Genomic DNA, 23,779 nt, shown 5'->3' with positions numbered 1-23,779 from the left:
CGAATACACTAACATCGCCCTAGTTTATTGATCTACTAACCCTCAGTTTTTACACCCGTTTTTATCGCAGTTGATTTTAGAGTGAGAGTCTACCCAATGGGTAGCTTCCTTTTTAGTATCAAAACCACATCCTGTTGTTCCACCTTTACTTCCTTTGTGAACAATTCCAGTTGGCACATGTTTAACAGCCATAATTCTACTCCATCAGATTGATTTAAAAATTAACGCTTATAAGTTAAGCATTAATAGGATGGCAATTATTGAGCAAAAAGCTAGTTATTTATTCTTATTTTTTGAAAAAAGTAAAAGTATTGATTTTGAATAATTTACTATAACCACATGAAAGTTATTGTTTTTAGTGTTTCAAAATTTAACGTGTGAGACATCTTCCATATTGATTTAAAAGGATTTATTGGCTTAACTAAAAGCAAGTTCAATTATCGACCAAATTAGGCATGCCTAATTTTAGGAGCCTCCTATGTGGAAAAAAGCGTTAAAAGTAACAGGGTTGGTGGCACTAGGTGTTGTTGATGTTTTGCTATCAGTTTCTGAAGAAAATGACCAGCTTGATGAATTGGATGATGGTATGGGTAACATTATTGCTGATGGTGAAGAAATGACTCGCGCAGAAGCTGAAGACGTAAAAGCTCGTGGCGAGCTCTACGATACTTACTTGTAAATTAGGCATGCCTAATTTAAAAGAGGAAATGATGACAAATAAAGAGCTTTGGCCATTTAAGCCTGTATATGATGAGCTGAAGATTCGCTTAGCTGGTATCGAGGATGAGTGTGAACCATTAGGTTTAGAGCTTAATCTTCGCAATGAAACGGAAGAAGAGATGTTCATTGCTTTAACCACACAAAAAGCGTTTGCATTTGATGTTATGAATGAACATGACGATATTTGGGATATTCGATTGGAACCCTTTTCAACGTTCAAAAATCGTAGCGCTCAAATTTTCTTTCCTTTCACAGGCATTAACCCAACTAAACGGTTTAAAATTAGTAACTGGATTTTAGAGCTTTGTAATTGGGAAGGTAATATCTACTTGGGTAATACGAGACATTAAGGTGTACTTATGACTGATTATGAATGGTTTCAAATGTGGGTGTTAATGGTGCTGGCTATTCGCTCTACTCGGCACTACAACATACTGAAGCATAATTTATTTGAAGCAATTAAAGAGGGTAAAATATAACTATGGCTCCTTTACTAACAGGCTGCGCTTTAATTCTAGCAATAGTGATATTTTTTGCTGTTCTATTCCATAAAAAAGTACGCAGATAAATTAATTATATCAGTGTGACTCACATGATTATGAGCCACACATATTTAATTTACTGTGAAATTGCTTGCTCGAAAAATTCTCGATCGAACTCATCCATATCTTCTATCTGAATAGCTTCTCGTAGCTGAAAATTACAAATATCCCTAGGGTTACAGCTATTATTTTGCAAATTATTTGCAGCCCCCCACCAATTTGATTTTCTACCGGATTTTCTTTCGAGCATGTCATGCTTGTTAGCAACTTGATATGCCAAAACCCCACAATCAATATTGTTACTTTCCGCAACTTGAATAACCGAGTTTTTAAGCCAAGCAATATTTCCCTTTGCATTCGCAAAGCACATATTGACATATTCATCAGCCTTGGAGCCTAACAAAACCTCAGATGCAAATTCATTGGCCTCTATTTCTTCCTTATCCATCCTTCTTTCATCACTTGTTTCACTTAGCTCTATGAGTGAGAATTCAGCAAGTTGCGGTCGTTGGGTAGCGTGATAATATTCATGCAAAAGATCAAAAGCCCATCGTGAAGCATGAAGAGATTTCTGTTTTAAAACAATTACATTTCTATGCGATATTCTCCAAGTTGCACCATGAAATGCTCCTGAGTCATTTAACGCTAGAACAATTATTCCTTTGGAATAGACATACGAGAGTATTGATTCAAAATTTACATTACCATATTTATCATGTATATCACGCCTAACTTCTAATGGCTCTTGAGACAATTTTTGTTTATCTTTATCAAAATATTTTGCCGCAAGTTTAGCCACAGAATATGCGTATTGAGTATAGGCACTAGCATATTGTTGATTAGCTCCTGCTGGCATTTTAAATCGCGCAACTAGCGAGCCATCTCTGCCTATAGATAAAGCTTCATCACCCAACAGTTGCTCTCTAGTCCAACCAAAAATTGCGTTGACTTTTTCACAAACTCTTTCAACCCAAGAGTCACAATCAAAGTTGAGAATATCTCTTGGTGCTATCCTCTTTTCAATAAATGATTTATCTAAACCAGCATCAGAAAGCTTACTTAATAATAAATTTTGCACACGCGATGATTTCGGTAAGAAAACATCTTCGGTTATTTTTAGATCTAAAGCCCCAATAATTGATACAATAGTAGAAAAACTAGCAGATGAATACTCAGTATTCTCATACCTTTGAATTTGTTGCTCTTTCATACCTAATTTCTCAGCTAAATCCTTCTGAGTTAACCCCAAATAAATTCTTGATCTTATTAGAGCCTTTGGTAAATCAGCTATATTATCTACATCAAAAACAGCAAACTCTCCAGATAATAGCTGCTCATATTCTTCAACTTCTTTAATTAGATCGTCTCGTTGGAAAGTAAGAGCATTTTTTTGAGCTCGCACAAGTAATGGATTTGTATTAGTGGTCTCTTGCTCCATTCGTTGGATAGCTACACTAAATTCTTGTATCTTCCTTTTTGAAATAGCTAATTGCCTAGAATTTTTAATCATTTCTTACCTCCAATATCTATTCCCACGATCCCTTTTTTATCACCTGTATTTTTATCTTCTTGGAAAAAATTAAGAAATGTTTTCCCACTAACTCCTTCAGGTATCTCTGCAGGAAAAACATCCCCTCTATACTTTGCTTCGATCAATTTTCTGTCTTTTATACTTTCCAACAATAGACATTTATCCAGTTTAGATGCGTCAACGCCATCAATACTCCAAGCCATATCATAATCACCAGGAATCTCCTTTTCTGTTACAAAGCTCCCATCAATATAAATTAACTTACAACCCGCAAGCTCTAAATTTTTTATTAATAAATTAAGCCCATCAAGAAGCCATGCTCTTTTTGCATTATAACCAAAACGCTCAGTCAGCTCTTGCATCGTAGCTTTATGTATACCTTCAGGAAGGTTTCCTTGCTCATTGAAGTCTGGAATCATTAAACAACTTTATTGTTGGGTTAAAGTTTAGCCCTTATACTTTTTTTTTACACATTTGTCAACCTTAAACATTTAGACAGCCTTAATCATTACCTAGAAAGTTCAACTAACATTTTAAAATAGTAAAGCACTGTTTTTATATACATACTGTATATAAAAAAGGGTGTTAATAGTTCCCCCTGTTTTTCACAACAAAAATTACTGAGTTTTGCTCAAATAACTCCAAGCGAAACTAAAAGAAATCAAAGTAAAGGAGCTTTATTATGTTTGAGCTTAGAGAAACAGGTTTATTTTACACCCCAACAGCCGATTCAGAACCAAGGTTCTTGTGTGGCCCAATTCAAGTGCTTGGCATTTCAAGAGGAGGTAATAGTACTCGAGACTACGGCTTGCTTGTTGAGTGGAAAAACTTAGACGGTATTTGCATACGCAAGCTGATACCACGACGCCACATTATTAATGATCAAGGTAAGGTGTTAAAAGAATTGCTTGTAGATACAGGCCTTGCACTTTCAAGTCGTAAAGGTATATGGGACCCAATAACATCTTACCTGATTCAAGCAAGGCCAGAAAAACGATATAAAAGCGCGACTCAAACAGGCTGGCTTAATAATAGCTTTGTTACACCCAGTTGGTGCGTAAGTAATGGAGCAGAGCAAGTTATTTACTCAGGCACAAAAGAAGCTGATTTTTTAAGTTCCGCAGGTACCTTATCTAGTTGGCAGAAAGAGGTTGGTACTCTTTGTATTAATAACCCATTACTTGCATTTACTGTTTGCACAGGCTTATGTGCCCCCCTGATTCATTGGTTAAATTGGCCCAGTTGTGGTGTTCACCTGTTTGGTAAGTCCAAAGTATCTAAAACAACGATCTTAATCATGGCTGCAAGCTTGTACTCAGGTACTGACTTCTATTATGCATGGAGAAGCACCGCTAATGGGTTAGAAGCAATAGCGGTGGAACACAATAACTTACTGCTTTGCTTAGATGAACTGCATCAGGTAGACCCTGAGGTCGTCGATCAGTCCATTTATACAATAGCTAATGGAATGTCAAAATCACGCAGTAATAAAGATGGCTCCCAAAGCCAGCGAAAAAAGTGGCGACTTATCTTTTTAAGTACCGGTGAAATGGGACTTGAAGAAAAGCTTTCATCAATACATAAAGGCGTAAAAGCAGGTCAAGAAATCCGTTTCTTAGAAGTACCAGCCCAAAGGCAACATGGTGCTTATGACGATCTTTATGGTCATAACAACATGAATGACTTTTCTGAATCTATTTGGAAAGCCGTTAACGAAAATCACGGCACTGTCATGCCACAATGGGTTGAGTACTTAAGCACTATTGATGATCTCCCTACTCTTTTAAATCGCAATATCAAAGCGATGTTAACCCATTGGGAAATAACAAAAGAAAATAATGGCAATCAGGTTATTGAAGCAGCAAAAAGATTTGCGTTACATGGTGTGAGTGGTGAATTGGCTGCTTCAGCTGGGCTTATGCCTTGGCCTAAAGGCCTTGCTGAAAAAAGCGCAAAGGAAGCCTTTGATGCTTGGCTCGAAATACGTGGCTCTTCTAGTGATTCAGAAGATGACAAGTTGATAAAACAATTACCAACTGCCTTAAAACTTTGGCGACGAAAATTATTACCTGAAGGTAAGTTTTTGGGTGATAACTACGGCTACGCGATAGAAAAAGATGGCCAGCTTGCTTGGTTCGTAACTCGTGATGCATTTATGGAAGGCTTAAAGGTTAATTATAAAAATGATATTTCTCATACGGTTAAATTGATGTGTAAAAATCATTGGTTGGAAAGTCGTGAAGGTCGAGGAACATTCAAGAAAGTAATCGCAGGTGGGCCGCCTGGTGGTCGCTACTTTAAAGTGCTACCACAACAAATTGTGGCTGATTTAGCTTTAGATGAAGCACTTTCCCAAGTTTATTTCCCAACTTAACGTTATGAATTAATTTAATTTTCCCAAAATTCCCGTTTTCCCAAGAGATTTTAGAGAGTAGACCATGAACGTGAGCAATAATGACAGACCAAGCAATGTTGAAAAGATGACTTTACTAGAAAAAGTACAGATAAAAAGCTATCTAAGTACTGTATCTAATCTTACTGTAGATGAATGCGTGATCTATACGGGGTTAGCTAAAAGCTATATTTATAAACTCACTCACGCAGGGATCATCCCTCATTCAAAGCCTAATGGCAGAAGAATCATCTTTAATCGATTAGAACTAGATGACTGGCTGTTTAGTAATAAGGTTGAAAGTGCTGATGATCTGAGTGATTTCATCAAACATTCAGCAAAAGCTCTTAACAGAAAAGCATCTATAAACTATCGATGATTAAACTTGGTGATCGGGCTTACTTTCCTTTAGTTTACTTGCACGATATTTTCTAATGCGAAAGTGGGCCACCACAGACCCACCTAAAAAACATAAACCTGCTGTTTTTATTGGCTTTTTCACTTATTGTATCGGTAAATAAATTCCGGTCATCAATATTATAAAAAAGAGTCTTGCGACTCTTTTTTGTTTTTAGTCCAGTAATCAATTATCGGTTCAGGGCCGAAACCAGCCAGTAATTAACCTCATATCAATTAGTCTAGCGATGTTATTAAACGGAGGACATCATGGACAAATATCAACTCTTTCACCAATTACACCACCAGCAAAGCGGCTTTATACTTGCTAATGCGTGGGATCTTAGTTCAGCACAATTCATCCAAGCTGCGGGAGCTAAAGCAGTAGCAACAACCAGTTGGGGAATTGCTGCCAGTTTAGGGTTAGCTGATGGTGAAAACATCTCTTTTAAAACTCAATTAGCGCTGGTTAAAAGCTTAACCGAACACCTTCATATTCCACTCTCTGTCGATATAGAGTCAGGCTACAGTAACGATCCGCTGCAAATTAGCGAAAACGTTTTAGCGTTAGCAAGATTAGGAGTTGTAGGCATCAATATAGAGGACTCTGATAAAGACACTAACGCACTGAGATCTACCGAGCAGCAATGCACTATTATTAGTGAGATAAAAAAAGTACTTAACGAAAATGGCTTCGGTGGTTTATTTATAAACGCCAGAACTGATACCTACTTTGTTAGTGACTCCCCTTTTCAAGCAACATTAAAGCGAGCAAAAGCGTATCAAAATGCAGGTGCAGACGGTCTGTTTGTGCCCGGCTTAACTAATATAGAGCACATAACCAGCTTAGCTAACACAATAGATATGCCATTAAATGTTATGGCAATGAGCAATTTTAACTCAGCAAAAGCCGCTTTCGCTGGTGGTGCAAAACGGTTTTCATTGGGTAATTCGCTCTATGAACTAGTCGGTAATACGATAAAAACCAGTTTAACTCAGATCGAAAACTAACTTAGCGAGCTAAAAAATCAGATCAAAACAGCTTTTAAGATCGAATTTAGCTAAAAATGTTATCCACATTTGGGGATTTTTTAGATCTAAAGGCTGATTTGATCATATAAAAACGCGGAAATTTGAATTTATTTTCATACAACAGCCCTTTTTGATAACTAATTTTCTTAAAAACAGCCTTTATTAGCGCTTATTTAAGTTTTTTTCGATCTATTTTATTGATCGCAAATTGCAAACCGATCGTTATCAACAAGCGATCTATCCACAAAACGATCATACTCACTCTTTTTATCAGATCTGAAAATTTAAGCGCTTACACATAATTAAAGATCAACAACTTAGCAAAGTTATACAGTTTCCAATATTTAGCTTGATCAGAACTTTCCCCAAATTTATTAACAGCTTGATCAAAGGGTTTAATTTATGAATAAATATAAAAAACCATTAAAAACAGTAGATTATAAAAAGCATTGAATTAAAGCTGTCATTTTAAGCAGAAAAACTTATTCAGATCGTAATTCAACGCTTTACTCACACCCTAACTTAGTTATCATGTGGCCACTTATTTCTATACATGATCAATCACATGCAATCAGTAAATATCATCGTTGGCAGCCAAATGGGATCTGCAGAATACGTGGCAGAGCAACTAGCAGAAGCCCTTGAACAACAAGGGATCCAAGTGCAGCTTCATGAACAGCCTGTATTTGATGATATTGATCAGCAAGATACTATTTGGTTGTTATGTACTTCTACATACGGCGCGGGAGACTACCCAGAGAACCTACTGCCATTTGTTGAGTCTATTAACCAACAGGCTGATCTTAAAGGATTAAAATACAGTGTGATCGGATTAGGTGACACTAGTTACGACACCTATAACTATGCAGGCCGTAATCTAGATGAGTTATTAGCTATTAAAGGCGCAAACCGCGTGGCAGAACGCTTAGAGCTAAATATTCTTGATGAAGCATTGCCAGAAGACACAGCATTAGCCTGGTTACCAAGCTGGATCGAATCAGTGGGGCTCAATTAAACCGATCGGTGTTGATCGTTGTTATAAAAGTTACCCACAATTTACTGATAATTTAGATCGGATTGTGGATAAACACTGATCTAACTGCGATTTTAACCTAGTTTATCCCTTGGATAAGATCCAATCGATATTGCCCTGTGTATAAATAGCCCTTTTGATCAAAGCTTTTACGCGGGAAGATCCGATCATATTAACACCTTTAGATCTGCGTTAAGATCATGTTTTAAATAGTAAAGCGAACATTATCAACAGATCTAGCTGTTACTAGTAGTAAGAGTAATAAAAGATCTCTTTAAAAGATCCTTTATATTATTAGAGATCACCCACTTAGATCTTGAGCACTGTTTAATCATTTATCTTCTCTAAATTTCTAGGTAGAATACGCTCCCTTTACAAAGTTTTGCTGGTCGATTAAGTAGGATCCCATAAATGATTTTTCACGAACGTTTTGATGTTATTGTTGTAGGTGGTGGACATGCAGGTACTGAAGCTGCATTAGCATCTGCTCGCATGGGCATGAATACCCTATTGCTAACTCATAATATGGATACCCTTGGTCAAATGTCTTGTAACCCGGCAATTGGCGGTATTGGTAAAGGCCATTTAGTTAAAGAGATCGATGCACTTGGTGGTGCAATGGCTCAGGCTATTGATAAAGGCGGTATTCAATTTCGTACTTTAAATTCATCTAAAGGCCCTGCTGTACGTGCTACACGTGCTCAAGCTGACCGTGCTTTGTATAAAGCAGCTATTCAACACACTTTACAACATCAAGAAAACTTAAAGATCTTCCAACAATCATGTGACGATCTAATCGTTGAAGGTGATCGAGTAATCGGTGTTGTAACGCAAATGGGTCTTCGTTTTAGTGCGCCTTCTGTGGTTCTTACCGTAGGTACTTTCTTAGGTGGTCAGATCCATATTGGTTTAGAGAACTTCAAAGGTGGTCGTGCTGGCGATCCACCTTCAATTGCACTTGCAGAGCGTTTACGTGAATTACCTTTCCGTGTTGATCGCTTAAAAACAGGCACGCCTCCTCGTATTGATGCGCGTACTGTTGACTTTAGCAAGATGCAAGAACAGCCTGGTGATACCCCAACGCCTGTATTCTCATTTATGGGTAAACAATCGGATCACCCACAGCAGATCCCGTGTTACATCACTTATACAAATGAAAAAACACATGATGTGATCCGCAATAACTTACATCGCTCACCTATGTATTCAGGTGTAATTGAAGGTATTGGTCCACGTTACTGCCCTTCAATCGAAGATAAGATCGTACGTTTTGCTGATAAAGACAAACATCAAATCTTTGTTGAGCCTGAAGGTTTAACATCATACGAATTATATCCAAATGGTATTTCAACGAGTTTACCGTTTGATGTACAGCTTGAAATTGTGCAATCAATCACTGGTTTTGAAAATGCACATATTTGTCGTCCTGGTTATGCTATTGAGTATGACTTCTTTGATCCGCGCGACTTAAAGCAATCATTAGAAACTAAGTTTATTAATGGTTTATTCTTCGCTGGCCAAATCAATGGTACAACCGGTTACGAAGAAGCTGGCGCACAAGGTTTAATAGCGGGTATGAACGCCGCATTACAAGTACAAGGCAAAGAGTCTTGGACACCTCGTCGTGATGAAGCATACACAGGTGTACTAATTGACGACCTAGCAACATTAGGTACTAAAGAACCGTACCGTATGTTTACTAGCCGTGCTGAATACCGTTTATTACTTCGTGAAGATAATGCCGACATTCGTTTAACTGAAAAAGGCCGTGAACTTGGCTTAGTTGACGATGCTCGTTGGGCTGCATTTAACGAAAAAATGGAAATCATCGAAAAAGAAACGCAACGCTTAAAAGAAACATGGATCCACAAAGATCACGTTGCTGTTGATCAAGTAAACGCGTTATTAAAAACACCACTGACTCGTGAAGCGAGCCTTGAAGATCTGATCCGCCGTCCTGAAATTCGTTATAACGACTTAATGGCAATCGATGGTTTAGGTTCTGAGTTTGATAACCAAGCTGCACTTGAGCAAGTTGAGATCCATACTAAGTACGCAGGCTATATTGCTCGTCAGCAAGATGAGATCAATAAACAGCTACGTCATGAACAAACTGTATTACCAAAAGACTTTGATTATTCAACTGTTTCTGGTTTATCGAATGAGGTTATTGCAAAGCTTACTGATAGTCGTCCAGATACAATTGGCCAAGCGTCACGTATTTCAGGTATCACCCCTGCTGCTATTTCGCTATTATTAGTCTATCTGAAAAAGCAAGGCTTACTGCGCAAGACTGCGTAGTTGGTGAGGAATACAGTGTTACAACAACAATTAACTTCGCTGTTAGCGCAAACTGATATTGCGCTAACAGAAAAACAGCAACAACAACTTGTGCAATATGTTGAATTATTAGACAAGTGGAACAAAGCGTATAACTTAACCTCTGTTCGTTTACCTGAAGAAATGATGGTTAAACATATTATGGATAGCTTAGTTGTTGCACCACACCTTAAAGGCAAACATTACATTGATGTGGGTACGGGTCCTGGTTTACCGGGTATCGTATTAGCCATCGCTTTACCTGATACACAATTTGTATTGTTAGATAGTTTAGGTAAACGCGTACGCTTTTTGATGCAGGTAAAACATGCACTTGGTCTTGAAAATGTAACCCCAGTGCAGTCTAGAGTTGAAGAATATCAACCAAGTGTTAAATTAGATGGTGTATTAAGTCGTGCATTCGCCTCTTTACAAGATATGGTTGACTGGTGTGCGCACTTGATTGATCATTCAGGTAAATTTATCGCCTTAAAAGGCGTATTTCCGAGCGAAGAACTAGACTCATTACCTAAAGGTATTAAGTTTGATGAAAAAATCAGCTTGGAAGTACCTGAGTTAGATGCGCAAAGACATCTAATCATTCTATCTAAAGACTAGGGATCAGAGCACTGTGGCAAAAGTCATCGCATTAGCAAACCAAAAAGGTGGTGTTGGTAAAACAACCACCGCTGTGAATCTCGCGGCATCGATGGCCGCGACGAAGCGTAAAGTGTTATTAATCGATCTTGATCCGCAAGGAAACGCTACCATGGGTAGTGGTGTCGATAAATACGGTGATGTTGCGACTATTTACGATTTATTGATTGAAGAAACACCAATCGATGAAGTGATCAATAAAGAAACCTCAGGTGAGTATCACTTAATTGCTGCTAATGGCGATGTGACTGCCGCTGAAGTTAAACTAATGGAATTGTTTGCTCGTGAAGTGCGTTTACGTAATGCGCTTGAACAAATTCAAGATCAATACGATTTCATTTTTATCGACTGCCCGCCTTCACTTAACATGCTTACTGTTAATGCAATGGCTGCCGCAGATTCGATTTTAGTTCCGATGCAATGTGAGTATTATGCCCTTGAAGGTTTAACGGCATTAATGGATACCATTACTCAGCTATCTAAGCTAGTAAATCCAGCGTTAACAATTGAAGGGATTTTGCGCACCATGTATGATCCGCGCAATCGCCTTGCAAATGATGTATCAGAACAACTCAAACAACATTTTGGCGATAAAGTATATCGTACCGTTATCCCACGTAATGTCCGTTTAGCAGAAGCGCCGAGTTTTGGTGCCCCTGCCATGTATTATGACCGTGCATCAAGTGGTGCTAAAGCTTACTTAGCCCTAGCCGGCGAAATGTTACGTAGAAAAGAGAAAACATCTTCAGCAGTAGCCTAACTTCGAGGTAAAAAAATAACATGTCTGCTAAAAAACGCGGTTTAGGCCGAGGACTCGACGCTTTATTAAGTTCATCAAAACCTGCCCCAAGTGCAAATAATCAGCAACAAGCGACAGCAACACCAGAGCAAGTCTCTGAAGTTGTTGCAGAGCAAAGCAAAGGTGAGCTGCAAAAATTAGCGATTGAGTTTTTACAATCGGGTAAATATCAACCGCGTAAAGACATGTCTGAAGAAGCGCTAGAAGAGTTAGCCAGCTCAATTCGTGCCCAAGGCATCATTCAGCCAATTGTTGTGCGCCAAATTGGTGCAGACAAATATGAAATTATTGCTGGTGAACGTCGTTGGCGTGCTGCTCAACTTGCAAAATTAGATGCTGTTCCATGTATCATCAAAGATGTGCCAGATGAAGCAGCCGTTGCAATCGCATTGATTGAAAATATCCAACGTGAAGACCTAAACGCGATGGAAGAAGCGATTGCATTGAATCGTTTACTTAACGAATTTGAACTCACTCATCAACAAGTCGCCGAAGCTGTTGGTAAATCGCGTACGACTGTGACTAATTTACTACGTCTAAATAACCTTAACGAAGATGTTAAAATCTTGTTAGAACATGGCGACATCGAAATGGGTCATGCACGCTGTTTATTGGCACTTGAAGGCGAAGCGCAGTCAGATGCTGCTAGATTAGCGGTTGCTAAAGCGTTGACTGTTCGTGAAACTGAGAAATTAGTTCGCTCTATCTTAGAACCAGCTCCGAAAAAAGAAGTGCAAGAAAAAGATCCGGATGTCAAACAGTTAGAACAAAAACTTGCTGAAAATTTAGGCGCCAAAGTAGAAATAAACTACAATAAAAAAGGCAAAGGAAAACTGGTTATCTCTTATACAACTCTTGATGAGTTGGATGGCATTTTAAGCCGTATAAATTAAGACTATTCCCGTCATTAATTAATAACATGTCCAAAAAGAGACATTTGTGGTGTTTTTGCACTACAAAGGGTCGACTCAAGTTGCAAAACTGGTAGGAATCAGTATAATTTCGCCAGTTTTCATACCCTGACAATTTAACGTTCTAAAGGTTAACAAAACGTGACTAATAGGTTAGCAAGGCCGTATAGGCTTGCCGCATTTAAATTAATTTGTCTTCAGGGTATCGTAGCATTAATCGCTGCAGTAATTGTTTTTATAGGTTGGGGAGTCAATGCCGGCCAGTCAGCGCTTGCTGGCGGAGCTGTTGCACTACTCCCTAATTTTGTATTTGCTGTCTATGCATTCCGTTATATGGGTGCAAGTCGAGTAAATCAAGTGTATGCCTCGCTAAAGCGCGGCAACGGATTAAAATTTATGCTAACAATCGTTTTGTTTGCACTGATACTGAAGTCTTACACGGTCGTTTTATTACCGTTTTTCTGTGTTTATGTATTGGTGTTATTTAGCGGATTGTTTGCGCCCGTTTTTTTTAATCATTAACTTTTGGGATATAACATGGCTGCAGAAGAAGTAACTCTATCAAGCCATATTCAGCACCACTTAACTAACGCTAAGATGTGCTCGACCGACGCTGGTCTTGCCTTCAACAAAGCGTGTGCAGACAGTGGTTTCTGGACATGGAATATAGATACCCTCGCATGGTCAATCGGTCTAGGTCTTGTATTTTTATGGATCTTCCGTAGTGCCGCTAAGAAAGCAAATACCGGTGTACCTGGTAAATTTCAGTGTTTCATTGAAATGATCGTTGAGTTCGTTGGCGACAACGTACGTGACACATACCACGGTAAAAGTGCATTAATCGCTCCATTAGCTCTAACGATTTTCGTTTGGGTGTTCTTAATGAACTTAATGGACTTGATTCCGGTTGATTTCCTACCTGCATTAGCTGGCTTCGTTGGCGAGCAAGCATTTGGTATGGATTCTCACGACGTTTACATGAAGATTGTACCTACAACAGACATCAACATGACTGCTGCACTTGCTATTGGTGTATTCATTCTGATGATCGGTTACGCAATCAAAATCAAAGGGATTGGCGGATTCTTAGCTGAATTAACGCTTCACCCGTTCAGCTCTAATAACAAGCTAGCGATGGTGTTCTTAATCCCATGTAACTTATTACTAGAAACAATCGCTTTAGTTGCTAAGCCGTTCTCGTTAGCACTGCGTTTATTCGGTAACTTATATGCTGGTGAGTTGATTTTCATCTTGATCGGCGCAGTTGGTTTAATGCAACTACCGTTGCACTTTATTTGGGCTGTATTCCACATCTTAGTAATCGTACTGCAAGCATTCGTATTCATGATGCTTACAATCGTTTACCTAAGCATGGCAAGCTCAGATAATCACTAATTTTTTACACTTTTAAAATTTAATTTTAATTTACAATTGAAACTTTGGAGAAAAAAATGGAACTAGTATTAGGTCTTAAGTATATCGCTGTTGCTCTACTTATCGGCTTCGGTGCAATCGGTACTGCAATCGGCTTTGGTAACATGGGTGGTAAATTCCTAGAAGCTTGTGCTCGTCAACCTGAACTTGCACCTTCATTACAAGTTAAGATGTTCATCCTTGCTGGTCTAATCGATGCCGTAGCTATGATCGGTGTTGGTATCGCAATGGTATTGTTGTTCGTACTTTAATATTATTTTTTGAACAGCTTACTATTTTAAGGAGGAGCGGTCGTGAACTTAACAGCCACTCTTATCGGTGAATTAATTGCATTTACGGTTTTCGTACTTTTCTGTATGAAATACGTATGGCCACCACTAAATGGTGCAATTGAAGCTCGCCAGAAGAAAATCGAAGATGGTTTAGCTGCCTCTGATAGAGCCGAAAAAGACTTAGAACTTGCGCAAAAGAAAGCTGCTGAGCAGCTTAAAGAGGCAAAAGCTCAAGCGGCTGATATCATTGAACAAGCTAAAAAGCGTGCCACGCTAATCGTTGACGAAGAAACTGTTCGTGGTCAACAAGAGCGTGAAAAAATTATTGCTCAAGGGCACTCTGAAATCGAAGCAGAGCGTAACCGTGTAACAGAAGAACTACGTAAACAAGTAGCGACGCTGGCAGTGGTTGGTGCTGAGAAGATTTTAGAGCGCGAAATCAATCAAGCCGCACACAGTGACATCGTTGAAAAACTTGTCGCTGAGCTGTAATTAGGAGGGTATGAGCATGTCTGAATTGGCTACTATCGCTCGCCCATACGCTAAAGCGGCTTTTGAACTTGCCGTTGAAAAAGGCACTGTTGAAAGTTGGAACGACATGCTGTTCTTTGCTGGCCACGTTGCCAGCAACGAGCAAGCCGCTGCCGCGCTAGCTGGATTGCCTACTGCTACTGAACAAGCAGATCTGTTTATCAAGATCTGTGCAGAGCAGCTCAACGAACAAGGTCAGAACCTAATCAAGGTGATGGCTGAAAATGGACGTTTAGTTGCACTGCCTGCTGTTGCTGAGTTATTCGCTGAATTTAAAGCGGACTACGACAAAGAAATCGACGTTGACGTGATTTCTGCAACACCGCTTGCTGCTGAGCAGCAAGCAACATTGGTAGCGGCACTTGAAAAACGTTTCGCACGCAAAGTTAAGCTGAATTGTAGTGAAGATACTACAGTTGTTGGCGGTCTTATCATTAAGGCGGGTGACACTGTAATCGACGGCTCAGTACGTGGCAAATTAGCCCGCTTAGCTACATCACTACAATCGTAATTGGGAAAAAGAGCATGCAACTTAATTCCACTGAAATTTCAGATCTGATCAAACAACGTATTGAGCAGTTCGAAGTTGTAAGTGAAGCTCGTAACGAAGGTACTATCGTATCTGTTACTGACGGTATCATCCGCATCCACGGTCTTGCTGACTGTATGCAAGGTGAGATGATCGAGCTTCCTGGCAACCGTTATGCTATCGCACTAAACCTTGAGCGTGACTCAGTAGGTGCTGTAGTAATGGGTCCTTACGCTGACCTTAAAGAAGGCGTAAAAGTTAAATCAACTGGTCGTATCCTAGAGGTTCCTGTTGGTCGTGGTCTACTTGGTCGTGTTGTTAACACACTAGGTGCACCTATCGACGGTAAAGGCGCTTTAGATAACGACGGTTTTGAACCTGTTGAGAAAATCGCACCAGGCGTTATCGAACGCCAATCAGTAGATGAGCCAGTACAAACTGGTTATAAATCTATCGATGCGATGATCCCAGTAGGTCGTGGTCAACGTGAGCTTGTGATCGGTGACCGCCAAACTGGTAAAACTGCATTAGCAATCGATGCTATCATCAACCAAAAAGGTACAGGCGTTAAGTGTGTGTACGTTGCAGTTGGTCAAAAAGCATCTACTATCGCTAACGTAGTACGTAAATTAGAAGAGCACGGTGCATTAGAAAACACAATTGTTGTTGTTGCATCTGCTTCTGAATCTGCGGCACTTCAGTACCTTGCACCATTCTCTGGTTGTACTATGGGTGAATACTTCCGTGACCGTGGTGAAGACGCGCTAATCGTATATGATGATTTATCTAAGCAAGCTGTTGCTTACCGTCAAATCTCATTACTACTTAAGCGTCCACCAGGCCGTGAAGCATACCCAGGTGACGTATTCTACCTTCACTCACGTCTTCTAGAGCGTGCATCACGTGTAAACGCTGATTACGTTGAGAAGTTCACTAATGGTGAAGTGAAAGGTAAAACAGGTTCATTGACGGCATTGCCAATCATTGAAACTCAAGGCGGCGACGTTTCTGCGTTCGTACCGACAAACGTTATCTCTATCACCGATGGTCAGATCTTCCTAGAAACTGACTTATTCAACTCAGGTATCCGTCCAGCTGTTAACGCTGGTATCTCGGTATCTCGTGTTGGTGGTGCAGCGCAAACTAAAATCGTTAAGAAACTAGGTGGTGGTATCCGTCTAGCGTTAGCTCAGTACCGTGAATTAGCTGCGTTCTCGCAGTTCGCGTCTGACCTTGACGATGCAACACGTGCTCAATTAGAGCATGGTGAGCGCGTAACAGAGCTAATGAAGCAGAAACAGTACGCACCAATGTCTGTTGCTGAAATGTCTCTGTCGCTATTTGCTGCTGAAAAAGGCTACCTAAAAGACATCGAAATCGCGAAAATCATGGATTTCGAAGCTGGCCTAATTTCTTATGCAAACAGCACATACGCAGAGCTAATGGCTCAAATCAATGAAACTGGTAACTACAACGCTGAGATTGAAGCTCAACTTAAAGAACTTCTAGAGAAGTTCAAGTCGACGCAAACTTGGTAATTTAGTTATGAATGGTGAGCTTTAGGCAACTAAAGCCCACCTGATTCGGAGAGAGAGTCATGGCCAGCGGAAAAGAGATTAAAAGCAAGATCGGGAGTATCAAGAATACTCAAAAGATCACCAGCGCAATGGAAATGGTTGCTGCGTCTAAAATGAAAAGAGCGCAGGAACGTGTGGCGTCAAGCCGTCCATACGCTGAAAACTTACGCCAAGTGATTGGTCGTGTTGCTCAAGCAAATCTTGATTTTACTCACCCTTTCTTAGAAGAGCGTGAAGTAAAACGAGTTGGTTATATTGTTATCTCTACTGACCGTGGTCTATGTGGTGGCTTGAACTCAAACGAGTTCAAAAAAGTTGCCCTAGATGTTAAAGCGTGGAAAGAAAAAGGCGTTGAAGCTGAATTTACTACTTTAGGTAGCAAAGCAGCTGGCTTTTTCCAACGTTTTGGCGGTAAGTTAGTCGCTAAAAAAGCGAACTTAGGAGATACACCTTCACTACAAGACGTTATTGGTCCTGTAAAGACAATGCTAGATGCATACTCTGAAGGTAAAATTGACCGCTTATACGTAGTATTTAACAAGTTCGTTAATACTATGAAGCAAGAGCCAACAATCGATCAGTTACTCCCTTTGCCAAAAGCTGAAGAAGAAGTATCTCAACATTCTTGGGATTACTTATATGAGCCAAACCCAGAAGCAATTTTAGAAGCTCTGTTAGTACGCTTTATTGAGTCTCAAGTATACCAAGGTGTAGTTGAGAACGCTGCCTCTGAACAGGCTGCCCGTATGGTTGCAATGAAAGCTGCAACTGATAACGCAGGCGACCTTATGGATGAGTTACAGCTTGTTTATAACAAGGCTCGTCAAGCTGCAATCACACAAGAAATTAGTGAGATTGTTGGCGGTTCGGCAGCAGTTTAACGCTTCGGCAAAGTTTAATGAGAGGAATAGACATGAGTTTAGGTAAGGTCGTCCAAATTATCGGCGCCGTTGTGGATATCGAATTTCCACAAGACAACGTGCCAGCCGTATATGACGCACTAAAAGTAACAGATGGCGACTTAGCTGGTTTAACTTTAGAAGTTCAACAACAGCTAGGTGGCGGTGTGGTACGTGGTATCGCACTTGGTACTACTGACGGTTTACGTCGTGGTACTGCAGTAGAAGGTACAGGTCAGCCAATCCACGTTCCTGTAGGTACGAAGACACTAGGTCGTATCATGGACGTTTTAGGTAACCCTATTGATGAAGCTGGTCCAATTGGTGAAGAAGAGCGTATGTCTATTCACCGTGCAGCACCTTCTTATGAAGAACAATCAAGTTCAGTAGAACTTTTAGAGACTGGTATCAAGGTAATCGACCTTGTATGTCCATTCGCTAAAGGTGGTAAAGTTGGTCTATTCGGTGGTGCCGGTGTTGGTAAAACCGTAAACATGATGGAACTTATCCGTAACATCGCAATCGAGCACAGCGGTTACTCAGTATTCGCAGGTGTTGGTGAGCGTACTCGTGAGGGTAATGACTTCTACCATGAGATGAACGACTCAAACGTACTAGACAAAGTATCTCTAGTATACGGTCAAATGAATGAGCCACCGGGTAACCGTTTACGCGTAGCGTTAACTGGTCTTACTATGGCTGAGAAGTTCCGTGACGAAGGTCGTGATGTACTTTTCTTCGTTGATAACATCTACCGTTATACTCTAGCGGGTACAGAGGTATCAGCACTTCTAGGTCGTATGCCTTCAGCAGTAGGTTATCAACCAACTCTTGCTGAAGAAATGGGTGTACTTCAAGAGCGTATCGCATCTACTAAGACGGGTTCAATCACTTCAATCCAAGCGGTATACGTACCTGCGGATGACTTAACTGACCCATCTCCAGCAACAACGTTTGCTCACTTAGATGCAACAGTAGTACTTTCTCGTGATATCGCTTCACTTGGTATCTACCCTGCGGTAGACCCACTTGATTCATCTTCACGTCAACTTGACCCTCTAGTAATCGGTCAAGAGCACTACGATACAGCGCGTGGCGTTCAAACAGTTCTTCAACGTTATAAAGAACTTAAAGACATCATCGCAATCCTAGGTATGGACGAGCTTTCTGACGAAGATAAGCAAGTTGTATCTCGTGCACGTAAAATCCAGCGTTTCCTATCTCAGCCGTTCTTCGTTGCTGAGGTATTCACAGGCGCGCCTGGTAAATACGTGTCACTTAAAGACACAATTGCTGGCTTCAAAGGTATCTTAAACGGTGAGTTTGATGATATGCCAGAGCAAGCGTTCTACATGGTTGGCTCTATTGAAGAAGCTCAAGAAAAAGCCAAAAGCATGTAATTAGGAGGGTAGTATGGCGGCTATGACTGTACATCTTGACGTAGTAAGCGCAGAAGAGAGCTTGTTCTCTGGTCTGGTTGAATCGATTCAAGTGAGTGGTAGTGAAGGTGACCTTGGTGTTAACTATGGTCACGCTCCATTATTAACTGCCCTAAAACCTGGTATGGTACGTTTAGTTAAGCAATTTGGTCACGAAGACGTGATGTATATTGCTGGCGGCACGCTAGAAGTTCAACCGGATCGCATCACTATTCTTGCAGATACTGCAGTTCGTGGTGAAGACCTAGACGAGCAAGCGGCTGAAAAAGCTAAACGTGATGCTGAAGAGCAAATGGCGAATACGTCAACTGCTGAGTTAGATTATCAACAAGCTGCAGTGCAACTTGCTGAAGCAATCGCTCAACTTCGCGTAATTCAACAATTACGTAAAAAGTAAGCCTACTCGGTTTTCGAAAAGCCCACTTAATGTGGGCTTTTTTGTGTCTAAAATTCACTGTTTTATACCCTATTCTGAACATTGTACTTATAACCTGCACTTTTCCCCGCTACAATGTGTTAATTGATAATGAGCTAAGCTTTTATACAAGGTTCTTTCCTTCAAGCTAGGATTGAGTATTTGCACATGATGTGACTTGCGCAACTTTGCATGTTTATAGCTAAATTCATTACGTCCCACTAAAACAAAGAAAGAAGGATATTGTTTTAATGTCTTTGACTACCGTTATTCTCGCTGCTGGTAAAGGCACCCGTATGCGCTCTGCTCTACCTAAGGTATTACACAAAGTTGCTGGTAAACCTATGGTGCAGCACGTTATCGATAATGCCACTGCCCTTGGCGCTCGTGAAACAAATCTTGTTTACGGTCATGGCCGTGAGCAGCTTCAAGAAGCCCTATCGCACAACCAAGTAAACTGGGTATTACAAGAAGAACAACTCGGTACGGGTCATGCTGTTGCTGTTGCTAAAGAACATATTGCCGATGATGACACCGTATTAATTCTCTATGGTGATGTGCCACTAACAAAACGCGCGACCTTAGAAAAGCTACTTGCTGCGACTCCAGAAAAAGGCTTAGCAGTATTAACGGTTACCTTAGATGACCCATCAGGTTATGGCCGAATGATCCGTGAAAATGGCAAGCTAGTAGGTATTATCGAACAAAAAGATGCTTCACCTGAGCAACTTGCGATTAAAGAAATCAATACCGGTATTATGGCTGCTAATGGTGCGCTACTTAAACGTTGGTTAGGTAACCTATCTAACAATAACGCTCAAGGTGAATATTACTTAACAGACATTGTTGCGATGGCACACAGTGAAGGTGTTGAAATTACTTCTGCACAGCCTGAGCATCCGATGGAAGTTGAAGGTGCTAATAATCGCGTACAACTTTCAGCGCTTGAACGTGCATACCAAGCGTGGCAAGCAGAAGAGCTAATGCTAAACGGCGCAACACTTGCTGATCCTGCTCGTATTGATATACGTGGTGAAGTAACGACCGGCGAAGACGTACTGATCGACGTTAATGTTATTTTCGAAGGTAAAGTAACTCTGGGTAATAACGTACAGATTGGCCCAAATTGCGTACTTAAAGATTGTACTATCGGCGATAACGTTGTTATTAAAGCTAACTCACTGGTTGAAGAAGCCAGTGTTGCAGCGAAATGTACTTTAGGTCCTTATGCCCGCCTTCGCCCTGGTGCGATTATGGAAGAAGACTCACACATTGGTAACTTCGTTGAGATGAAAAAGACTCGCTTAGGTAAAGGCTCAAAAGCAAATCACCTAACCTACTTAGGCGACACTGAAGTTGGCGAAAAAGTTAATATTGGCGCAGGTACTATTACTTGTAACTATGATGGCGTAAACAAATCAAAAACTATTATTGGAGATAACGCCTTTATCGGTTCTAACTCATCACTGGTGGCCCCTGTTAATATTGGCTCAATGGCAACGATTGGCGCTGGCTCTGTTATCACTAATACAGTTGAAGACGATCAGCTTGCAGTCGCTCGTGGTAAACAACGTAACCTTACTGGTTGGAAGCGCCCAACTAAAAAGTAATGAGCTACCCTACTAATTTATAAATAAAAAGCGAGTTTATCCTCGCTTTTTTTATGACTAAATTTTGTTCTCATAAAAGTGCCATATAGTTGTAATACCTGGGTGTTGTAATTACCTCAATACAACTCCAAGGAAAAATAATAATGTTAAAAAGATCAATTATTGCGCTATCACTTTTAACCATTCTTTCTGGCTGCTCATTAGACGGTGACGACGGCAAAGACGGCCTACAAGGTGAACAAGGTCCTGCAGGTCAAAATGGTACTAATGGAACTGATGGGGTAAATGGCACCGATGGTACAAACGGAACTGACGGAGCAAATGGTACAGATGCAAACGCTGCTTTAACTATAAATCTTATCGGCCGTGCAGTGCTGAACGCAGAAAGCCCTGAAGGTGCTGCGGAAATTGTTGCTTACCAAGCATCTAAACAACGAATATTTGCTATCAATAGTTCCGGTGATTCTGCGGTCGTTAATATCATGAAAGCCGATAGCTTTGACCGTGCAGCTTTAGTTAAAAATAACGAAGGGGTTATAAACGGCACTAATTTAAGCTCAGAGATTACCCTTGCACTTAATGAGCACAGTGTGGGCGATGCAAACAGTATCGCTATTGATGCTAATAATGAACTTTTAGCCGTCGCAATGGCAGCTAGTAATACCGGTGATGCTGGTTTAATCGCATTTTATGATATCAGTGGCGACGAGCCTCAGTTTATTAAAAATGTCACTGTTGGCGCCCTGCCCGACATGGTTACTTTTAGCCATGATGGCAATAAAGTATTGGTTGCAAATGAAGGCGAACCTAATGGTGATTACAGTATTGACCCTGAAGGCTCTATCAGCATTATTAATATCAATAATGGTGTAATTGCAGATACTGCTATTAGCATTACTTTTTCAGCTTATAACGACAAACAAGCAGAGCTTGAAGAACTTGGGATTGTATTTGCTAACCCGAGAGGTCGAACAATCAACGGTAACTTGATTAATACAACCGTAGCAATGGATTTAGAACCTGAATACATCAGCATTTCAAAAGACAATAAGTTTGCTTACGTGTCACTACAAGAAAATAACGCCCTTGCTATCGTCAACCTTGAAGATAATAGCATCGAGCTAAAAGGCTTAGGTTTTAAGGATTGGTCTAATTTACTTTTTGATGCATCAGATAAAGACGGTGGCGTTAACTTTAAATCGTACCCTGGTCTCTATGGCATGTATCAACCAGATACTATTTCAAGCTTTACTTGGAAAGGTGCTAACTTTATTGTCACAGCGAACGAAGGTGATGCTCGAGAATACTTCTTTGATACAACCGACGAAGCTGATTGTTTAGCAAAAGGTGGTCTAGATTACGATGAAGATGATGGTTGCTTATCATATATAGATGAAACCAGAGCTAAAGACTTAACACTGGCAAGAAATTTTGATTACCTGAACAATGACAACAGTGATATTGGCCGTTTAAAAGTGACCACTGTTAAAGGTGATGAAGATAATAATGGCGAATATGAATCACTCTATGCATATGGTGCCCGCTCTTTTACTATTTGGGATAGTAACGGCATGGTGGTTTTTGACTCTGGCGATCAAATCTCACGCATTACTGCATCAGTTCACGGAGCTGCATTCAATAATAACGAAGATGAAAATGACGGTGATAGTCGCTCTGATGACAAAGGTGCAGAACCAGAAGCTTTAGCACTGGGTACGATTGGCGAACGTACATTTGCATTTATTGGTTTAGAGCGTATGGGTGGCATTATGGTGTTTGATATTACTAATCCATACAATGTGACATTCCAAGATTACTTTTTTAATCGTGGCCTAGAAGCTGATGCAGATATAACAGGTGATCTTGCTCCTGAAGGTATGGCATTTATACCTGCAGAACAAAGTGCAACAAATGAAGCATTGCTAGTTGTTGGTAATGAAATTTCGGGTTCAATCGCTGTTTGGGAAATTTCTACTAACTAATCCGCCTTATAAAAATAAAAAGCGACATAGCTAATTTAAAGTATGTCGCTTTTCTATACCATTTTATCCTCACAAAAATGACTGCTTTTTGAGCTAAAACCCCTCTGTAGCCCTTTATTTGTATGGTTATTGTACTAATTTGAAAATATTCAAAAAAACCTTCAAAAAGTGCTTGCGTTAATTCCTCGCATCCCTATAATGCGCATCCACTGACACGGCGGGCAGCAATGAAAAGCGCTGAACAAAGTGACACAGAGTTAAGTAAAACTTCGGTTTAAAACGGTCTAAAAAGAAAGTTTGAAATTAAGTGTTGACTCGAAAAATTAAGGATGTATTATACGCATCCCTAGCGACAACGTCGCAACGTTCTTTAACAATATAAAGCAATCATCTGTGTGGGCACTCGTACAGATTGAGTTCTAACAGCGAAACTTAGTTTACTAAGTAACGCAAACAAATTTAGAGTCTCAATTGAACTGAGTGACCAACGGAAACAAGTTTACTTGTTTCGGCACAGTCAATTCGATTCGAAAGAATCAAAATTCAGAATTCATTGAGCACGAAACTTCGGTTTCAAAAAACTTTTAATTGAAGAGTTTGATCATGGCTCAGATTGAACGCTGGCGGCAGGCCTAACACATGCAAGTCGAGCGGTAACAGAGAGTAGCTTGCTACTCTGCTGACGAGCGGCGGACGGGTGAGTAATGCTTGGGAATATGCCTTATGGTGGGGGACAACAGTTGGAAACGACTGCTAATA

General features: G+C 40.3%; 24 protein-coding genes and 1 rRNA gene. 22 read left to right on the top strand and 3 right to left on the bottom strand.

The annotated features are described in order from the left end of the window. Positions 1 to 42: 42 nt before the first annotated feature. Positions 43 to 192, bottom strand: a complete 150-nt coding sequence (locus AOG26_RS20890; RefSeq protein ID WP_006793968.1) for a hypothetical protein — start codon at positions 190 to 192, stop codon at positions 43 to 45. Between the two features lie 286 nt (positions 193 to 478). On the opposite strand from AOG26_RS20890, the gene AOG26_RS18015 reads away from it, so the two are divergent. Both AOG26_RS18015 and AOG26_RS18010 read left to right on the top strand, forming a co-directional pair. Continuing rightward, positions 479 to 679: a hypothetical protein gene (locus AOG26_RS18015; RefSeq protein ID WP_006793966.1), complete on the top strand. Its 201-nt coding sequence runs from the start codon at positions 479 to 481 to the stop codon at positions 677 to 679. 7 nt (positions 680 to 686) lie between these two features. After that, complete coding sequence (locus tag AOG26_RS18010; protein ID WP_235575515.1) at positions 687 to 1,070, top strand: hypothetical protein; 384 nt, start codon at positions 687 to 689, stop codon at positions 1,068 to 1,070. Positions 1,071 to 1,338: 268 nt separating this feature from the next. On the opposite strand, the gene AOG26_RS18005 is transcribed toward AOG26_RS18010, so the two are convergent. After that, complete coding sequence (locus tag AOG26_RS18005; protein ID WP_054563746.1) at positions 1,339 to 2,772, bottom strand: XRE family transcriptional regulator; 1,434 nt, start codon at positions 2,770 to 2,772, stop codon at positions 1,339 to 1,341. Beyond that, complete coding sequence (locus AOG26_RS18000) at positions 2,769 to 3,212, bottom strand: DUF6932 family protein (protein WP_054563745.1); 444 nt, start codon at positions 3,210 to 3,212, stop codon at positions 2,769 to 2,771. The genes AOG26_RS18005 and AOG26_RS18000 overlap by 4 nt, the downstream gene beginning before the upstream one ends. A gap of 263 nt (positions 3,213 to 3,475) precedes the next feature. Here AOG26_RS18000 and AOG26_RS17995 point away from each other — a divergent pair, with 263 nt between their 5' ends. From AOG26_RS17995 to AOG26_RS17900, 20 genes are all read left to right on the top strand, one after another. Next, the gene (locus tag AOG26_RS17995) at positions 3,476 to 5,167 is read left to right on the top strand and encodes a DUF927 domain-containing protein (RefSeq protein WP_054563744.1); all 1,692 of its coding nucleotides are present in this window, start codon (positions 3,476 to 3,478) and stop codon (positions 5,165 to 5,167) included. 64 nt (positions 5,168 to 5,231) lie between these two features. Then, a complete protein-coding gene (locus tag AOG26_RS17990) occupies positions 5,232 to 5,564 on the top strand; it encodes an excisionase family DNA-binding protein (RefSeq protein WP_016900014.1) in 333 nt (110 codons plus the stop codon). Positions 5,565 to 5,851: 287 nt separating this feature from the next. Further along, positions 5,852 to 6,592 (top strand): isocitrate lyase/PEP mutase family protein, encoded by a 741-nt coding sequence (locus tag AOG26_RS17985; RefSeq protein WP_054563743.1) that lies wholly within the window; start codon positions 5,852 to 5,854, stop codon positions 6,590 to 6,592. A 586-nt stretch (positions 6,593 to 7,178) separates the two neighbouring features. Beyond that, positions 7,179 to 7,628, top strand: coding sequence for an FMN-binding protein MioC (mioC, locus tag AOG26_RS17980; RefSeq protein ID WP_054563742.1), 450 nt, complete (start codon positions 7,179 to 7,181; stop codon positions 7,626 to 7,628). 429 nt (positions 7,629 to 8,057) lie between these two features. Then, entirely contained in the window at positions 8,058 to 9,947 is a 1,890-nt protein-coding gene (mnmG, locus tag AOG26_RS17975) for a tRNA uridine-5-carboxymethylaminomethyl(34) synthesis enzyme MnmG (RefSeq protein ID WP_054554801.1), read from the top strand. Positions 9,948 to 9,962: 15 nt separating this feature from the next. Continuing rightward, positions 9,963 to 10,583 carry a 16S rRNA (guanine(527)-N(7))-methyltransferase RsmG gene (gene rsmG / locus AOG26_RS17970; RefSeq protein ID WP_054554802.1) on the top strand — a complete coding sequence of 207 codons (621 nt, stop codon included), beginning with the start codon at positions 9,963 to 9,965 and terminating at the stop codon, positions 10,581 to 10,583. Positions 10,584 to 10,596: 13 nt separating this feature from the next. Continuing rightward, positions 10,597 to 11,382, top strand: coding sequence for a ParA family protein (locus AOG26_RS17965; RefSeq protein WP_054554803.1), 786 nt, complete (start codon positions 10,597 to 10,599; stop codon positions 11,380 to 11,382). A 20-nt stretch (positions 11,383 to 11,402) separates the two neighbouring features. Further along, on the top strand, positions 11,403 to 12,314 hold the full coding sequence (locus tag AOG26_RS17960; protein WP_054554804.1) for a ParB/RepB/Spo0J family partition protein: 912 nt from the start codon (positions 11,403 to 11,405) through the stop codon (positions 12,312 to 12,314). A gap of 159 nt (positions 12,315 to 12,473) precedes the next feature. Then, positions 12,474 to 12,854: an ATP synthase subunit I gene (locus AOG26_RS17955; RefSeq protein WP_054554805.1), complete on the top strand. Its 381-nt coding sequence runs from the start codon at positions 12,474 to 12,476 to the stop codon at positions 12,852 to 12,854. Between the two features lie 15 nt (positions 12,855 to 12,869). Next, positions 12,870 to 13,727 carry a F0F1 ATP synthase subunit A gene (gene atpB, locus AOG26_RS17950; protein ID WP_054563741.1) on the top strand — a complete coding sequence of 286 codons (858 nt, stop codon included), beginning with the start codon at positions 12,870 to 12,872 and terminating at the stop codon, positions 13,725 to 13,727. 56 nt (positions 13,728 to 13,783) lie between these two features. After that, entirely contained in the window at positions 13,784 to 14,017 is a 234-nt protein-coding gene (gene atpE / locus AOG26_RS17945; RefSeq protein ID WP_004335261.1) for a F0F1 ATP synthase subunit C, read from the top strand. A gap of 42 nt (positions 14,018 to 14,059) precedes the next feature. Further along, positions 14,060 to 14,530 (top strand): F0F1 ATP synthase subunit B, encoded by a 471-nt coding sequence (gene atpF / locus AOG26_RS17940; protein WP_054554807.1) that lies wholly within the window; start codon positions 14,060 to 14,062, stop codon positions 14,528 to 14,530. A 16-nt stretch (positions 14,531 to 14,546) separates the two neighbouring features. Continuing rightward, positions 14,547 to 15,080 carry a F0F1 ATP synthase subunit delta gene (gene atpH / locus AOG26_RS17935; protein ID WP_054554808.1) on the top strand — a complete coding sequence of 178 codons (534 nt, stop codon included), beginning with the start codon at positions 14,547 to 14,549 and terminating at the stop codon, positions 15,078 to 15,080. 14 nt (positions 15,081 to 15,094) lie between these two features. Then, on the top strand, positions 15,095 to 16,636 hold the full coding sequence (gene atpA, locus AOG26_RS17930) for a F0F1 ATP synthase subunit alpha (RefSeq protein ID WP_054554809.1): 1,542 nt from the start codon (positions 15,095 to 15,097) through the stop codon (positions 16,634 to 16,636). Between the two features lie 59 nt (positions 16,637 to 16,695). After that, positions 16,696 to 17,556, top strand: a complete 861-nt coding sequence (gene atpG / locus AOG26_RS17925) for a F0F1 ATP synthase subunit gamma (RefSeq protein WP_054563740.1) — start codon at positions 16,696 to 16,698, stop codon at positions 17,554 to 17,556. Between the two features lie 32 nt (positions 17,557 to 17,588). Next, on the top strand, positions 17,589 to 18,974 hold the full coding sequence (gene atpD, locus AOG26_RS17920; protein ID WP_054554811.1) for a F0F1 ATP synthase subunit beta: 1,386 nt from the start codon (positions 17,589 to 17,591) through the stop codon (positions 18,972 to 18,974). 13 nt (positions 18,975 to 18,987) lie between these two features. Then, positions 18,988 to 19,410 (top strand): F0F1 ATP synthase subunit epsilon, encoded by a 423-nt coding sequence (locus AOG26_RS17915; RefSeq protein ID WP_054554812.1) that lies wholly within the window; start codon positions 18,988 to 18,990, stop codon positions 19,408 to 19,410. A 269-nt stretch (positions 19,411 to 19,679) separates the two neighbouring features. Next, positions 19,680 to 21,038 carry a bifunctional UDP-N-acetylglucosamine diphosphorylase/glucosamine-1-phosphate N-acetyltransferase GlmU gene (glmU, locus tag AOG26_RS17910; protein WP_054563739.1) on the top strand — a complete coding sequence of 453 codons (1,359 nt, stop codon included), beginning with the start codon at positions 19,680 to 19,682 and terminating at the stop codon, positions 21,036 to 21,038. 143 nt (positions 21,039 to 21,181) lie between these two features. Continuing rightward, positions 21,182 to 23,020: a choice-of-anchor I family protein gene (locus AOG26_RS17905; protein WP_054563738.1), complete on the top strand. Its 1,839-nt coding sequence runs from the start codon at positions 21,182 to 21,184 to the stop codon at positions 23,018 to 23,020. Positions 23,021 to 23,605: 585 nt separating this feature from the next. Next, positions 23,606 to 23,779: ribosomal RNA gene (locus AOG26_RS17900) — 16S ribosomal RNA — on the top strand; the annotation flags it as partial.

The sequence above is a fragment of the Pseudoalteromonas sp. UCD-33C genome (assembly GCF_001306895.1).
GTDB lineage: Bacteria > Pseudomonadota > Gammaproteobacteria > Enterobacterales > Alteromonadaceae > Pseudoalteromonas.
The sequence above is the reverse complement of the archived record's forward strand: the minus strand, read 5'-3'. Positions and strand labels throughout refer to the sequence as shown.

Excerpts from the sequence above, each read along its gene's own strand:
- AOG26_RS20890 (WP_006793968.1), bottom strand. The coding sequence starts at position 192 with ATGGCTGTTAAACATGTGCCAACTGGAATTGTTCACAAAGGAAGTAAA.
- AOG26_RS18015 (WP_006793966.1), top strand. The coding sequence starts at position 479 with ATGTGGAAAAAAGCGTTAAAAGTAACAGGGTTGGTGGCACTAGGTGTT.
- AOG26_RS18010 (WP_235575515.1), top strand. The coding sequence starts at position 687 with ATGCCTAATTTAAAAGAGGAAATGATGACAAATAAAGAGCTTTGGCCA.
- AOG26_RS18005 (WP_054563746.1), bottom strand. The coding sequence starts at position 2,772 with ATGATTAAAAATTCTAGGCAATTAGCTATTTCAAAAAGGAAGATACAA.
- AOG26_RS18000 (WP_054563745.1), bottom strand. The coding sequence starts at position 3,212 with ATGATTCCAGACTTCAATGAGCAAGGAAACCTTCCTGAAGGTATACAT.
- AOG26_RS17995 (WP_054563744.1), top strand. The coding sequence starts at position 3,476 with ATGTTTGAGCTTAGAGAAACAGGTTTATTTTACACCCCAACAGCCGAT.
- AOG26_RS17990 (WP_016900014.1), top strand. The coding sequence starts at position 5,232 with ATGAACGTGAGCAATAATGACAGACCAAGCAATGTTGAAAAGATGACT.
- AOG26_RS17985 (WP_054563743.1), top strand. The coding sequence starts at position 5,852 with ATGGACAAATATCAACTCTTTCACCAATTACACCACCAGCAAAGCGGC.
- mioC (WP_054563742.1), top strand. The coding sequence starts at position 7,179 with ATGCAATCAGTAAATATCATCGTTGGCAGCCAAATGGGATCTGCAGAA.
- mnmG (WP_054554801.1), top strand. The coding sequence starts at position 8,058 with ATGATTTTTCACGAACGTTTTGATGTTATTGTTGTAGGTGGTGGACAT.
- AOG26_RS17960 (WP_054554804.1), top strand. The coding sequence starts at position 11,403 with ATGTCTGCTAAAAAACGCGGTTTAGGCCGAGGACTCGACGCTTTATTA.
- atpB (WP_054563741.1), top strand. The coding sequence starts at position 12,870 with ATGGCTGCAGAAGAAGTAACTCTATCAAGCCATATTCAGCACCACTTA.
- atpE (WP_004335261.1), top strand. The coding sequence starts at position 13,784 with ATGGAACTAGTATTAGGTCTTAAGTATATCGCTGTTGCTCTACTTATC.
- atpH (WP_054554808.1), top strand. The coding sequence starts at position 14,547 with ATGTCTGAATTGGCTACTATCGCTCGCCCATACGCTAAAGCGGCTTTT.
- atpA (WP_054554809.1), top strand. The coding sequence starts at position 15,095 with ATGCAACTTAATTCCACTGAAATTTCAGATCTGATCAAACAACGTATT.
- atpG (WP_054563740.1), top strand. The coding sequence starts at position 16,696 with ATGGCCAGCGGAAAAGAGATTAAAAGCAAGATCGGGAGTATCAAGAAT.
- atpD (WP_054554811.1), top strand. The coding sequence starts at position 17,589 with ATGAGTTTAGGTAAGGTCGTCCAAATTATCGGCGCCGTTGTGGATATC.
- AOG26_RS17915 (WP_054554812.1), top strand. The coding sequence starts at position 18,988 with ATGGCGGCTATGACTGTACATCTTGACGTAGTAAGCGCAGAAGAGAGC.
- glmU (WP_054563739.1), top strand. The coding sequence starts at position 19,680 with ATGTCTTTGACTACCGTTATTCTCGCTGCTGGTAAAGGCACCCGTATG.
- AOG26_RS17905 (WP_054563738.1), top strand. The coding sequence starts at position 21,182 with ATGTTAAAAAGATCAATTATTGCGCTATCACTTTTAACCATTCTTTCT.